This window comes from Mycobacterium sp. (assembly GCF_025933915.1).
Classification (GTDB): domain Bacteria; phylum Actinomycetota; class Actinomycetes; order Mycobacteriales; family Mycobacteriaceae; genus Mycobacterium.
The window spans coordinates 1-13,018 of sequence record NZ_JAICZA010000134.1 but is presented as its reverse complement, the minus strand read 5'-3'; the positions used below and the strand labels follow the sequence as shown (position 1 = coordinate 13,018).

General features: G+C 67.3%; 9 protein-coding genes, 2 pseudogenes and 1 riboswitch. Of the genes and pseudogenes, 5 read left to right on the top strand and 6 right to left on the bottom strand.

What is annotated here, in order from left to right; all coding sequences use genetic code 11:
* Positions 1 to 195 precede the first annotated feature (195 nt).
* A complete protein-coding gene (locus Q0W90_RS18655; RefSeq protein WP_366895441.1) occupies positions 196 to 4,665 on the top strand; it encodes a cation-translocating P-type ATPase in 4,470 nt (1,489 codons plus the stop codon).
* On the opposite strand, the pseudogene Q0W90_RS18650 reads toward Q0W90_RS18655, so the two are convergent.
* Positions 4,646 to 4,714, bottom strand: a pseudogene (locus Q0W90_RS18650) (hypothetical protein); the annotation flags it as partial. The gene Q0W90_RS18655 and the pseudogene Q0W90_RS18650 sit on opposite strands and share 20 nt — an antisense overlap.
* 72 nt (positions 4,715 to 4,786) lie before the next feature.
* Between Q0W90_RS18650 and Q0W90_RS18645 the strand changes: the two are divergent.
* Positions 4,787 to 5,062, top strand: coding sequence for a hypothetical protein (locus tag Q0W90_RS18645; RefSeq protein WP_297596768.1), 276 nt, complete (start codon positions 4,787 to 4,789; stop codon positions 5,060 to 5,062).
* On the opposite strand, the gene Q0W90_RS18640 is transcribed toward Q0W90_RS18645, so the two are convergent.
* Complete coding sequence (locus tag Q0W90_RS18640; RefSeq protein ID WP_297596756.1) at positions 5,059 to 5,409, bottom strand: STAS domain-containing protein; 351 nt, start codon at positions 5,407 to 5,409, stop codon at positions 5,059 to 5,061. The two genes, Q0W90_RS18645 and Q0W90_RS18640, sit on opposite strands and share 4 nt — an antisense overlap.
* Before the next feature lie 98 nt (positions 5,410 to 5,507).
* Positions 5,508 to 6,143: a PAS and ANTAR domain-containing protein gene (locus Q0W90_RS18635; protein ID WP_297596772.1), complete on the bottom strand. Its 636-nt coding sequence runs from the start codon at positions 6,141 to 6,143 to the stop codon at positions 5,508 to 5,510.
* A 173-nt stretch (positions 6,144 to 6,316) separates the two neighbouring features.
* Positions 6,317 to 6,427, top strand: a riboswitch (TPP riboswitch).
* Between the two features lie 4 nt (positions 6,428 to 6,431).
* Between Q0W90_RS18635 and thiC the strand changes: the two genes are divergently transcribed.
* The 3 genes from thiC to Q0W90_RS18620 are packed head-to-tail and all read left to right on the top strand — an operon-like array spanning position 6,432 to position 9,519.
* On the top strand, positions 6,432 to 8,060 hold the full coding sequence (thiC, locus tag Q0W90_RS18630) for a phosphomethylpyrimidine synthase ThiC (RefSeq protein ID WP_297699046.1): 1,629 nt from the start codon (positions 6,432 to 6,434) through the stop codon (positions 8,058 to 8,060).
* Complete coding sequence (thiD, locus tag Q0W90_RS18625) at positions 8,057 to 8,884, top strand: bifunctional hydroxymethylpyrimidine kinase/phosphomethylpyrimidine kinase (protein WP_297602087.1); 828 nt, start codon at positions 8,057 to 8,059, stop codon at positions 8,882 to 8,884. Before thiC ends, thiD begins: the two co-directional genes overlap by 4 nt.
* Positions 8,881 to 9,519 (top strand): alpha/beta family hydrolase, encoded by a 639-nt coding sequence (locus tag Q0W90_RS18620; RefSeq protein WP_297602089.1) that lies wholly within the window; start codon positions 8,881 to 8,883, stop codon positions 9,517 to 9,519. Before thiD ends, Q0W90_RS18620 begins: the two co-directional genes overlap by 4 nt.
* A gap of 21 nt (positions 9,520 to 9,540) precedes the next feature.
* On the opposite strand, the gene Q0W90_RS18615 is transcribed toward Q0W90_RS18620, so the two are convergent.
* The 3 genes and pseudogenes from Q0W90_RS18615 to Q0W90_RS18605 form a co-directional block, all read right to left on the bottom strand.
* Positions 9,541 to 10,989, bottom strand: a complete 1,449-nt coding sequence (locus Q0W90_RS18615) for a peptidase (protein WP_297775729.1) — start codon at positions 10,987 to 10,989, stop codon at positions 9,541 to 9,543.
* Positions 10,990 to 11,109: 120 nt separating this feature from the next.
* Positions 11,110 to 11,472: pseudogene (locus tag Q0W90_RS18610) on the bottom strand (hypothetical protein); the annotation flags it as partial.
* A 40-nt stretch (positions 11,473 to 11,512) separates the two neighbouring features.
* Positions 11,513 to 12,772 (bottom strand): hypothetical protein, encoded by a 1,260-nt coding sequence (locus Q0W90_RS18605; RefSeq protein WP_297775726.1) that lies wholly within the window; start codon positions 12,770 to 12,772, stop codon positions 11,513 to 11,515.
* Positions 12,773 to 13,018: the final 246 nt, after the last annotated feature.

Below are 13,018 nucleotides of genomic sequence, written 5' to 3'. Positions count from 1 at the left end.
GCCGCGCCGGCCAGGGCAAAGCTCACGACGGTGCCAACCAAGCCGGAACCTGCGCCACGGACACACAAATCGCCGCCGCAAAAGGCCCCCACCAAACGGGCGGCCGCCAGTAAACCGGCCAAGAAGGCCACCGGCCGCCGCGCCGGCGGTGCCGCGCTGCGCAGCACCAACTGACACGGAATCCTTACTGAGCTATTGAATATCACAACGTCTATGCGACGGTCGTTACCGTCGCGAATGATTTTTGCGGGCCTACAGGCGACCTCCGAGCTGGCCCGGGCCGGCATCGAAACCGGTATCGCGGTCGCTACGATCCCGTTGCGCGAGGGAGCCAAGGTGCTATCCGGCGAACTCTCCCGCGCAACGTTGCGTCGGCATTGCTGGCGCGGCAACAGCCGCGCCTGGATCGAGGTGCGCGGCCTCGCCGGCGCGGTCGACGGCCCACTCGGTCCGGCCGTGCTCGAGGCGGTCCTGGCCCATCCCGGCGTCGCTTCAGCAAAGCTGAATCATCCCCTGTCGCGGGTGGTGGTGGAGTTCGACGACCCGGACACCTCGCTGAGCGACCTCTGCCGCGTCGTCGAGGAATCCGAAACCCGTTGTGCGCCATCACAAACCGCCGACCGGCCGGTGACAGCGTCGGCGAGCCTGCCGGGTGACGGTCTGGTGTTGGCCACCAGGGCCATGACCGTGGCCGTCAATGCGGCCGGGCTGGGCATCGCGCTCTTCGGCCAGGCGACGCGGCTCCCCCGCCTGCCGGTCACCATCGCCGCGAGCATCACGTTCTTCGACTATCAGCCCTGGTTGCGCCGTCGGCTCGAAGACCGGATCGGCGGTCCCGCCACCGACACGGTGATGACACTGGTGCAGGCGACCAGCCAAACGCTTTCCCAGTCGCCGACGTCGTTGTCGTTGGGGCTGACGATGCAGTCGCTCAAGGTCGCCGAGTGCCGCGCCGAGGCGCGGGCGTGGGAACTACATGAACCCGAGCTGGCGCGGCACGCCGACCAACCGCCCACCGACCCGTCGCCGCGGCCGCAGCCATCGCGAGGCATGGAGCGGGTTCCCGGTCGTTTCGCCCTCCTTCAGGCGCTCAGCGCCGGCGCGATCGGTGCCGGCACCCGCAACCTGAACATGGCCGCCACCGCGGTGCAGGTGACCACCCCCAAGGCCAACCGGACTACCCCGGAGGCGTTCGCCGCGACACTGGGCCGGGGCCTGGCCGAGCGACACTCCGTGTTGCCGTTGCGGCCCGAAAGCCTGCGCCGGCTGAACAAGGTCGACGCGATCGTCATCGACCCCCGTGTCTTGTGTGCCGACACCTTGCGGGTGGCGCGCATTCGCGGCGCGGACGAACCCGAGCTGCCCGCGGCGTGGAGTCGCGCCCAGCTGATGCTGGACAACACTGGCCTGCGCCGCGGCTGGCGCAAGGTGCCCGGGATATCGGGCAGCCGGCCCGATGCACACGTCGAAGCGCTTTTCCTGCCCACCCACGATCCGCTGGCCTCGGCCGTCGTCGGTGAGGCCAACCGCGCCGGGGCGCAACTGGTCTCGGTGGACGACGAGTCACTCGACGAGTTGCGGCCGGCGTTCGACGACGTCCGGCCGCTGAAGAGCGGGACAGACAAATCCATCGACGCCGCGCTCGCCGCCGCGGTGACCGGCCTGCAGGAGGCCGGCCGAACGGTGGCTGTGCTGTCATCGACCGCGGCACAAGCTATTTCGTCGGCGAACCTGGCCCTGGGCGTGCTGCCTGAACGCGGTGGCGGCGCACCGCTGTGGAACGCCGATCTGCTGTTGCCGGATCTCGCGGCGGTCTGGCGGGTGCTGCACGCGCTGCCCGCAGCCAGCGCCGCGACCCAGCGCGGCATCGGGATCTCGGCCGGCGCCACCGCGATGGGGTCGCTCTTCATGATCCCCGGCGTCCGGGGCAACCTCGGATCCGAAACCGTCAACGTCGGCGCGGCGGCCGGTCTGCTCTCGGGGTATCTGCTCGCGCGCGGGGTCCTCAACGCGGACACCCCGCGCCCGGCCGCCACACACGAATGGCATGCGATGTCGGTCGAGCAGGTCCGTAAAGCGTTGCCGGAACCGGATTCCGCGGCGCCCGTCGCGGCGGAGCGGGACACCCCTTCGGCCTTGCGGGTGGTGGAGACCCCCACGCAGGCCGTCTGGCAGCTCGTCAAGGCGGTGCGAGCCGAATTGTCCGACCCGCTGACCCCGGTGATGGCGCTCGGCTCGGCGGCCAGCGCGGTGCTCGGGTCGCCCGTCGATGCGATGCTGGTCGGCACGGTGCTGACCGGAAACTCGATACTGGCCGCCGCGCAGCGGCTGCGCGCCGAGAAGCGGTTGAGTTATCTACTGGCTCAACAGGTTCCGCCCGCCCGAAAGGTCGCCTCCGGTCCGGACGGCGCGCGGACGTACACACTCGTCGACGCCCAGCGACTGCGACCGGGCGACGTCATCGAAGTGCGCACCCACGAGGTGGTGCCCGCCGACGCCCGCCTCATCGAGGAGGTCGACGTGGAGGTCGACGAGTCGGCCCTCACCGGCGAATCGCTGTCGGTGGATAAGCAGGTCGAGGCGACGCCGGGGGCGCCGCTCGCCGAGCGGCGCTGCATGGTGTTCGCGGGGACCACCCTGGTGGCCGGCACCGCGCTGGCGCTGGTGACCGCGGTCGGGCCCGACACCCAGCAGCGTCGCGCCGCCGACCTGATCTCCGGCGAGCTGTCCTCCGACATCGGCCTGCAGCACCAGCTCGGCCAGCTCACCACGCAGGCCCTTCCGGTGAGCATCACCGGCGGTGCGCTGGTCGGCGCGCTCGGGCTGTTGCGCCGCCTCCCGCTGCAGCACGCGGTGTCCAGCGCCATCGCCATCGCGGTCGCCGCCGTTCCCGAGGGAATGCCGCTGGTCGCGACCCTGGCGCAGGCGTCGTCGGCGCGGCGATTGACGAAATTTGGTGCGCTGGTTCGGGTTCCGCGCTCAGTGGAAGCGCTCGGCCGTATCGAGGTGGTGTGCTTCGACAAGACCGGGACGCTCAGCCAAAACCGCCTCCGCGTCTCGCAGGTCCACCCGGCGGGCGGGCATTCGCGCGAGGAGGTGCTGCGCTGCGCCGTGCACGCCGCCCCCGAGACCAACGGCGACGCCCACGTGCACGCCACCGATGTCGCCATCGTCGAGGCCGGTGAGGCCGCCGCGTCCGCCGGCGCCCCGGACTCCGCCCCACGCACCGCTCACCTGCCGTTTCGCTCCGGCAGGTCGTTCTCCGCCTCGGTGACCGGCACCGAGCTGACCGTCAAGGGCGCACCCGAAGTGGTGCTGGCCGCGTGCGGAGACGCCGGGCGGATGGAGGGTACGGTCACCGAGCTCGCCGCCGGCGGGTTGCGCGTCATCGCGGTGGCGCAGCGCCGGCTGAATCCGCAGCAGGCTCGGGCGATAGCGGAAAACCCCGATGACATCGCCGAATACTGCACCAGCGGGCTGACGTTGACCGGATTCCTCGGTTTGTCCGACACCCCGCGCGCCGAAGCCGCGGGCCTGCTCGCAGATCTGGGCGGCCTTGGGATCGGCGTGAAGCTGATCACTGGTGACCATCCCATCACCGCCAAAGCCATCGCCGCGGAGCTCGGCCTGAACGTGGCCGCCGATCAGGTCGTCAGCGGTGCCGAATGGGAGGCCTTGTCGCGCAAGGACCAGGAGCGCGTCGTGGCCGAGCGGGTGATCTTCGCCCGCATGACACCGGAGAACAAGGTCCAGGTTGTCCAGACGCTCGAGAACGCGGGTGTGCGGACGGCGATGGTCGGCGACGGGGCCAACGACGCCGCGGCGATTCGGTCCGCCACGGTCGGTATCGGCGTGGTGGCCCATGGCAGCGATCCGGCCCACCTGGTGGCCGACGTGGTGTTGGTCGACGGCCGCATCGACGCGCTGATGGAGGCCATCCGGGAAGGGCACCAGCTGTGGCGCCGGGTCCAGTCCGCGGTGTCGGTGCTGCTCGGCGGCAACGCCGGTGAGGTGATCTTCGCGATCATCGGCAGCGCCATCACCGGCACGTCGCCCCTGAACACGCGCCAGCTGCTGCTGGTCAACACGATGACCGACGCGCTGCCGGCCGCGGCGCTGGCGGTCAGCAAGCCCAGCGGCCCGATCGACCCGCGGCTGCGCGGTGCGGATCAGGCCGCGTTGTGGCAGGCGGTCGCCATCCGCGGCGTCACCACGGCGGCGGCGACGACGGCGGCCTGGGCGATGGCGGGCCTCACCGGTCCCCTGAGTAGTCCGCAACGCGCCTCGACCGTCGCCCTGGTCGCGCTGGTGGGCACCGAACTGGGCCAGACGCTGGTGGAGTCTCAGGCCCCGCTGGTGCTGCTCACTGCGCTGGGGTCACTCGGCCTGGTGGGGGTCTTGATCAGCACACCGGGCGTCAGCCAACTGCTCGGCTGTACACCGCTGGGTCCGTTCGGCTGGGCTCAGGGTCTGGGCGCCGCGGCGGTGGCGACGGTCGCGACCGGTGTTCTGTCACGTGCGCTGACGGGTCCGGACAAATCGGACCCCGAGCCGCCATCGGATCATGCGCCGTCGGAGCACACCGAGCCTCCCGGTCAGGGTTCCGAATCTCGACAATCCCGACGCGCCATAACAACGCATAGAGTTCCAGTAACGGCACCCTGAGCACCGAAGCAATCGACGAAACTAGCGGATCGCCCCCGGTGCCGGTCATCGTCGACATAGGTCCGACGTTGTACGCGTGACCCAGCGAGGCGGGAAACCCTTCGTTACCGAAAGGCAAATGATGGCGGAAAAGAAGTCGCGGCGCGGCACGTCCCAGCGTGATGCGGTGGACAAGATCCGCGAGGGCGAAACCTTCGTGGTGAACCTGCCGGCGATCGGTCAGGTGGAGATTCCCCGGCCGGAGCAGCTGGCCTACTTCGGCGGGCTGGCCGCCCTGGCCGCATTCGAACTCATCGACTGGCCGGTGGCCGTGGTCATCGCCGCCGGACACCTGCTGGCAAGCAATCACCACAACAAGCTGCTCGAGGAGCTCGGCGAGGCGATGGAGGAGGCTTAGCCGGTCAACGCCGCGGACAGCGTCGGGTAGATGTCGAAAACGCGATCGAACTCGGTGACCTGAATCGGTCGGAGCACCTGGTCGTGGTCGGCGACCAGCCGAACCGACGTCCCACGGGCGGTAGCGTCCTCGTGGCAGTCGAGCATCGCGTTCAACGCCGCGCTTCCGAAGAAGTCGACACCCTGCAAGTCGACGACCACCGGACGGACCGGATGCGTCGAGGCCAGCTCCAGCGCGGCAATCAGGTGAGGGGTGAGCTCGCCGACCGTGCCGGAGTCGACATCGCCCTTGACCCGCACGATGATTGCGTCCTCGTGGTCCTCGTGTTCGACCGCCAACAAATTCATGCCTTTCGCCGCAGCCATCGTTGGGATCTGCAGCCGCTAAGCCCGATGACGCGGCGGGGATGCGCGCTCGCGCATCGCAGATCACCAGAGATTAACCCTTACTCGGCGGGCTCGGGCGAAATCCTCTCGTGCACGGTCAGCAGCAAATGGTCGAACTGGCTTTGCACAGCGGCCGCCGGCGCCGGCAGGGTGGCCATGTCGTCGAGCAGCTGCTTGGCCAGCGCACGCAGTTTCACATTGGTCTCTTGCGAGCGCCACTGCAGCACGCGGAAGGCCTGTTCTGCGCTGACCCGGTAGATGGCCATCAGCACACCCTTGGCCTGCTCGATCGCGGCGCGGCTCTCGAACAGGTCCGGCAGCGCCTCGTCGAGCACCTCCTGCCGGGTTTCGTCGAACGACTGGGTGAGGTCGATGTAATAGCCCTCGGTGCCCAGCACGGCGCCCGACTCGTCCAACATGCGGTCGGCGACGACGATCGCGTCGTGCACCGTGCCCCCGGTGTCGATGAATCGGTGCCGGCTCGAGAACGACCCTTCCGACTGCAGGGCATGGTCGAGCAATTCCTGGACATGCGCGCGGTCGTCGGGATGCTTGTGCGACAACAACAGTTGAGTCGTGGGCTCCACGTCGCCCGGTTCGTAGCCGTGCATCCTGGCCACCTCGTCGGACCATTCCCAGCGTTGACCCACGAACCAGAACCGGAAGGTGCCGATGTTCAGGTATTCGGCCGGCATCTCGATCGGCCCCGGGGAACGCACGTCGTCCCCGTCGGCCGATGGCCCCGCTACTCGTTCGCGCTGTTGCACGTTTGCATTTTTCCACTCGGGGAAGGTCCTCGGCTACCGCCTCGGAAGAAAGGGCCGTCGCGATATGGCCCGGGGTGGGGGTAACGTCGCGTGCGGACCCATCCATCAAACGCGGGAGCGCATGCCAAGTGCGCTGAGAGGACGGCTCGGGGCCGTCGACCGTACGAACCTGACCGGGTAATGCCGGCGTAGGGAGATGAATAAATGACCGAAACCCTGTCGGGAACCGCTGCACCGTCCGTGACCACCGGGCCGATTGCGGGCAGCCACAAGATCTATCGCGATGTCGCCGGCGGGCGGGTTCCGTTCCGCCGGGTGGACCTGTCCAACGGCGATCACTTCGACCTCTACGACACCTCGGGGCCCTACACCGACCCCGACGCGACGATCGACCTGACGGCCGGGCTGCCGGCGCGCCCGGGCGTGGTTCGCGACCGCGGCACTCAGCTGCAACGCGCCCGTGCCGGCGAGATCACCGCGGAGATGGCGTTCATCGCCGCCCGCGAGGGCATGCCCGCCGAGCTGGTGCGCGACGAGGTCGCCCGCGGCCGCGCGGTGATCCCGGCCAACCACAACCACCCCGAGATCGAGCCGATGATCATCGGCAAGGCGTTTGCGACCAAGGTCAACGCGAACATCGGTAACTCGGCGGTGACGTCGTCGATCGCCGAGGAGGTCGACAAGATGGTGTGGGCGACCCGGTGGGGCGCCGACACCATCATGGACCTGTCCACCGGCAAGGACATCCACGAAACGCGGGAGTGGATTCTGCGCAACTCGCCGGTGCCGGTCGGCACCGTGCCCATCTACCAGGCGGTGGAGAAACTCAGGGGCGGCGGTCCGGCTGATCTGACCTGGGAGCTCTACCGCGACACCGTGATCGAGCAGTGCGAACAGGGCGTGGACTACATGACCGTGCACGCCGGTGTGCTGCTGCGCTACGTGCCGCTGACCGCCAAGCGGGTCACCGGCATCGTGTCGCGCGGCGGATCGATCATGGCGGCCTGGTGCCTGGCGCATCACCGGGAGTCGTTCCTCTACACCCACTTCGAGGAGCTGTGCGAGATCCTGGCCCGCTACGACGTCACCTTCTCCCTCGGTGACGGGCTGCGTCCGGGGTCCATCGCCGACGCCAACGACGAGGCCCAGTTCGCCGAACTGCGCACCCTGGGTGAGCTGACCAAGATCGCGAAATCTCATGGCGTACAAGTCATGATCGAGGGCCCCGGCCACGTCCCGATGCACAAGATCGTGGAGAACGTGCGGCTGGAAGAGGAGCTGTGCGACGAGGCGCCGTTCTACACCCTGGGACCGCTGGCCACCGATATCGCGCCGGCTTACGACCACATCACCTCGGCGATCGGTGCCGCGATCATCGCCCAGGCCGGCACCGCGATGCTCTGCTATGTCACGCCCAAGGAGCACCTGGGGCTGCCGGACCGCAAGGACGTCAAGGACGGGATGATCGCCTACAAGATCGCCGCGCACGCGGGCGATCTGGCCAAGGGACATCCGCACGCCCAGGAGCGCGACAACGCGCTGTCGACGGCGCGCTTCGAGTTCCGCTGGAACGACCAGTTCGCCCTGTCGCTGGATCCCGACACCGCTCGGGAGTACCACGACGAGACGCTGCCGGCCGAACCCGCCAAGACCGCCCACTTCTGCTCGATGTGCGGGCCGAAGTTCTGCTCGATGCGCATCACCCAGGATGTCCGCGACTACGCCGCCGAACACGGGCTGGACAGCGAGGAAGCGATCGAGGCGGCCATGGCCGAGGGCATGGCGGAGAAGTCTCGCGAGTTCGCCGAACACGGCCAACAGGTGTATCTACCGCTGGCACAGTGACGTTGCTGCCTGTTCCGTCGCCGGGCACGACGCCGCTGCGCGTGCTGTCCATCGCCGGATCGGACTCCGGGGGCGGCGCCGGCATCCAAGCCGATATGCGCACCATGGCGCTGCTGGGCGTGCACGCGTGCGTCGCGGTGACCGCGGTGACCGTGCAGAACACGGTGGGAGTCAAGAGCTTTCACGAGGTTCCCGACGACGTCGTCGCCGCCCAGATCGATGCGGTGGTCAGCGACATCGGTATTCAGGCCGCCAAGACCGGGATGCTGGCGTCGCCGCGCATCATCGACACCGTGGCGACCACTTGGCGCCGGCTCGGGTTGACGGTTCCGCTCGTCGTCGACCCGGTGGCGGCATCCATGCACGGCGATGCGCTCATGGCACCGGCGGCCCTGGATTCGCTTCGGAATCAACTGTTTCCGTTGGCCACGCTGGTGACACCGAACCTCGACGAGGTGCGGCTGTTGGTGGACATCGACGTCGTCGACCCCGCGTCGCAGCGGGCGGCGGCCAAGGCCCTGCATGCGCTCGGCCCGCGATGGGTGTTGGTCAAGGGCGGTCACCTGCGCACGTCGGACCGCAGCTGCGACCTGCTCTATGACGGCATCTCCTGTTACGAGTTCGATGCGGAGCGGATCGCGACCGGTAACGACCACGGCGGCGGGGACACGCTGGCCAGCGCGGCCGCTTGCGCGCTCGCGCACGGCTTCACCGTGCCCGACGCGGTCGGTTTCGGAAAGCGGTGGGTCACCGAATGTCTGCGCGCCTCCTATCCGCTGGGCCATGGCCACGGCCCCGTCTCCCCGCTGTTCAGGCTGTCATGATTGCCCGCCTCCTCGAGCAGATCGCGGGCATCGCGCACGAACCCGACGGCGCAGGTCGTCCCAAAGGCATCGTGGTGCTCACCCACGGCGCCGGCGGAAATCGGGATTCCCCGCTGTTGCAACAGGTTTGCGACGAATGGGCCCTGCGCGGCTGGCTGGCGGTGCGCTTCAACCTGCCCTATCGCCGGCGTCGGCCCACCGGCCCGCCGTCCGGCTCCGCCGCCACCGATCGCGCCGGCATCGTCGAGGCGATCGCGTTGTGCCGCGGCCTCGGCGGCGGCCCGCTGATCGCCGGGGGCCATTCGTATGGCGGCCGGCAGACATCGATGGTGGTCGCCGCCGGCCAGGCCCCGGTGGACGTGCTGACGCTGTTCTCCTACCCGCTGCACCCGCCAGGCAAGCCGGAACGCCTCCGCACCGAGCATTTTCCCGACATCACGGTGCCGACGGTGTTCGCCCACGGAACGTCGGATCCGTTCGGCACCCCCGACGAGCTGCGCACCGCGGCCGCGCTAATCAGCGGAACGACGGCGCTCGTCGAAATCGCCAGCGCCCGACACGATCTGCGGTCCAAGGCCTTGAACGTACCGGCGTTGGCCGTCGATGCCGCGATGCAGCTGCTTGGGCGGAATTAGGTTGACCCGTATGGCCTTTCGTCATCCGGGGTAGCGCGAGTAACACGCGTCCGCATTGCCGGTCACGCCGCCGCGAAACGCCGCGATCCGGGTGAAACCGGCCGGCACGCTGGTGCCGTCCGCATCGCTGGCGACCAGGTGGTTGGTGAGCAGCCCCGCAACCGCTTCGTCGAGGTCCCCGGCGGTCAGCTGCAATTGGTTGCGCGAGGGCAGGTCGATGGGTTCGGCCATCTTGCGGTGCACCACACCGGTCAGGCACGCGGTGCGCAGCGCGGTCCACGGGCTCTGCATCGGCAGGTCGCGTTGATGCTGCACCGCCAGCGCGTATCTCGACATCACGACGGACAGGGCGGTGTCGTCGCCTTGCGGCAGCGTCTGTTCGTTCTCGTCGGCGACGGTGCCCAGCGCGGCGAGTTTGGGCAGGTCGATCGCGATGGTGTTGGTGCCCGGACAGTACGAGGCCGGCGGGGTGGGCTTGGCCTCCGGGCAATTGGCCGGCCGGTAGGACAGCGCCGGCGGATTGGTCGGGGCGAAGATCTTTCCCAGCAGTTCCATCAGCGTCGACAACGTGTCTTGGTTGATCGGGACCTCGCCGGTCTCCGGCGTACCGGTGGTGGAGTCGACCCGCAAGGCGTTCGGTAAATCGCCGCGGCGCCGCTCGATTTCCTTGCGGTCGATCGCCGCACAGGCCGAGGCGCCGTTGACGAAACCCATTTGGAAGGCGCTGATCCGGTCCAGGGCCGAGCCGTGTGCGTCGTCGTTTTCGGTCTCACTGTCCATGACGGGGTCGCGCGTGGTGATGATCCCGGCCAGCACATGGTCGAGCCCGTCGGCGGTGCTCAGCGTGAAGCGCGGCGACTTGCCGTCGGCGACCCAGAACAGATACACGCCGGCAAAACAGTCGGCCTGCTGTTCGTGGACGATGGTCGGGTCCCTTCTGGTCACGAGTTTCGCCATCTGCTGCAGCGCGTGCCCGAATTCGTGGGCGAGCACACCGGTGACGGACATGTCGCCGAAATACTTTCGCGCGACGGGCATGAACACGCCGCGGTCCCAGGCGATCAGGTTGCAGCGCGAGGTGTAGAAGGCGTTGACGAGCTTGTACGTGTCGTTGTGGCACACGATCGGGCTGCTCGGATCTTTGGAGTCGTAGGACACCACCTTGGCGACCGGAACGAACTCGCCCCTCAGCGATTGGCTATACACCGACCGCCAGTAATCCTCGATGTCGTTGATCGACAGCAAAGCCAACGTGTCGATGGGCCCGTTGTCGGTGTTGAGCACCCTGCCGGTGGGGCCGGGCGCGTTCGAGCGAATCCCGCTGGGCCCGTTGGTCGCGGGCAGCCCGCCAACCAGAAAAGGATCGTTGAGCATCGACAACGCGCGCCCGTCGACGAACGTCGAGCAGCCGGCGACCACGAGCACCGCCGCCGCCCAGACGAGTGCCGACCTGAGCGCATGGCTATTCATGACCAACCTCATCCCGACCGGCGACACGGCAGCACCAAGGGGATTCATTCTAGAGGCGTCGGCCGTCCACGACAGGAGAAATCGAGAGACCCCGCAAACACCGGGAGGGGCGCGGTTTCGCTAGAAAGGCGGTGGCCCCCCATCTCCGACGACATGGCGCTCTTCGGAATGCCAAGCATACGAAGGCTTTTCGTTATTGCGCGCCATTCGGTTGTGGCGGCGTTCTCCTGCGATGCGGGTGGCGCGGTCTTGGCCGCGGGTGCGGCGGCGGTTGGGCATCATCGCGGTGCGCTCGGCGCAGTAGTTGGGTGGCGGGTCGGCTTCAGTGGCCGGGATCGCGCCGGTGGCCCGGCACAAGTTGGGGAACAGCAGGGCGCTGCCCGGGGTGGTCACATAGGTTTGCCCGGCCGGGGAGGTCCAGATCAGCGTGCCATCGGGCAGTTGCTGTTCACGCCAGCCCCAAAACGTCTTCACCAAATGATGTTGCCTAATTTGTGAAGAACATTTTAGCTTGCTGCAAAAGCTACGAGGAGAAGTGGCGCGGTGCACCCATGGCGCTGACACTTCGCGCCCCATACAGGACCTCGAACCTGGTCAGCGAGTCACCCACATGTAACGGCCCTGTGAGGTCGGTGTCAATCACCAGGTACGGAGTATCGCCCTTCAACCTTGCGCCAGCTCGCCGGATGCCATCGAGCCGACCAAGTTCGGCGGGAACGCACGATCCCAAGGTTGTTCGCAGCAGCGCATCAGATGGATCGTCGGATGGTGGGCCTGCCTCCATCTCAACCGTATGAGCCGCATCGCTGAGTACCGGATTTTCTGAGGTTCGGTGGTGGGGCGTCGCGTCGTCGCTCGCGAACAAGACCACATCCTTCAGCATGTTGTCGGCCATCATCGCCCAGCCGTGCTTATAGAAGCTGGCGAATCCAGACTTCACACCGAGATGTTTTTTCATCAGCTCTTGGACGTAGCCCCAGAGGCTTCCCAATGATCTGGTCAACTGCGCTCTGCTGGTGGCGTCGTGAGGGAGCAGATAATGCTGTCCCTGCTTGGCATGCATCAACGCCGATCTCTCGGCGCTGTAGATGTTCTGGTACACCCAATCTTTCGGATTCGGCTCTCCCTGCGGCGCGAGGCGGACGACCGGCACCATTTCATCGGCTACGGCCAACGCGGCCATAAACCACTGCTTCTCGCCTTCCCATCGATTTCTGGAAGTCCGTTGACGGGGCCGAATGGCGCTGAGTAGGCACTCAAAAGCGAGGAACAGGTTCCGGTAGGCGTCGAACAAGTCATCTGATGTCTTACACATGCGGATGAATCTGAAGGCATCGTGGGCCATCGGCGTGGCGGGCGGTGACGGCGGAACGACGTTTCCCGTTGCATCTGTGACGACGAATGTGGGATTACTAGACATCGGGAACGTCGCGACCTGCGTCGCTCGCATGACTACGTCACCGCTGACCGGCTCGTGCCACCACACGAAGTTGGCGTCCTCCGCGTCGACAATCGCGCTGTGGCTCTGTCCGATCGCAGACATGAAGTCTAGCCCTAAGTTGGCGGCCACCAATGACACTGCGAAGGAATCCGCCTGGGTAGTTGCCGTCGACGGTCCACAAGTGATTACGGCTCTCTTGCCGCCAATCACCGTCGTCGTCCAGCCGTCCAGCTCAACTGCGGCATCTTCCACGGCGTCATCGCGCAGGGCGAACACCGCGCCGTTTCGCCAGGTGTCATCGGGATTCTGCAACGGCACGCCTGCGTACTCGCCAACGGTCATAGTCGCCAGTATCCGACGACCCGCGATTCACAGCGCGATCATGGCCTACTGCCCGCAGTTCGATAGCCGATAACCATCTGACATGGCCCTCAAGAATTTTTACGATTTGTGCTGTGAGGAACCCTGCGGGCGCATAAGCTCCCATCGGCGAATCAGCGAATCGGCGAATCGGCGAACGTCGCGAACAGGAATGGTTAGCAAGGAGTCTCGACAGCATGTTGTCCCGTGCAGTGCTCATCGCCGCGG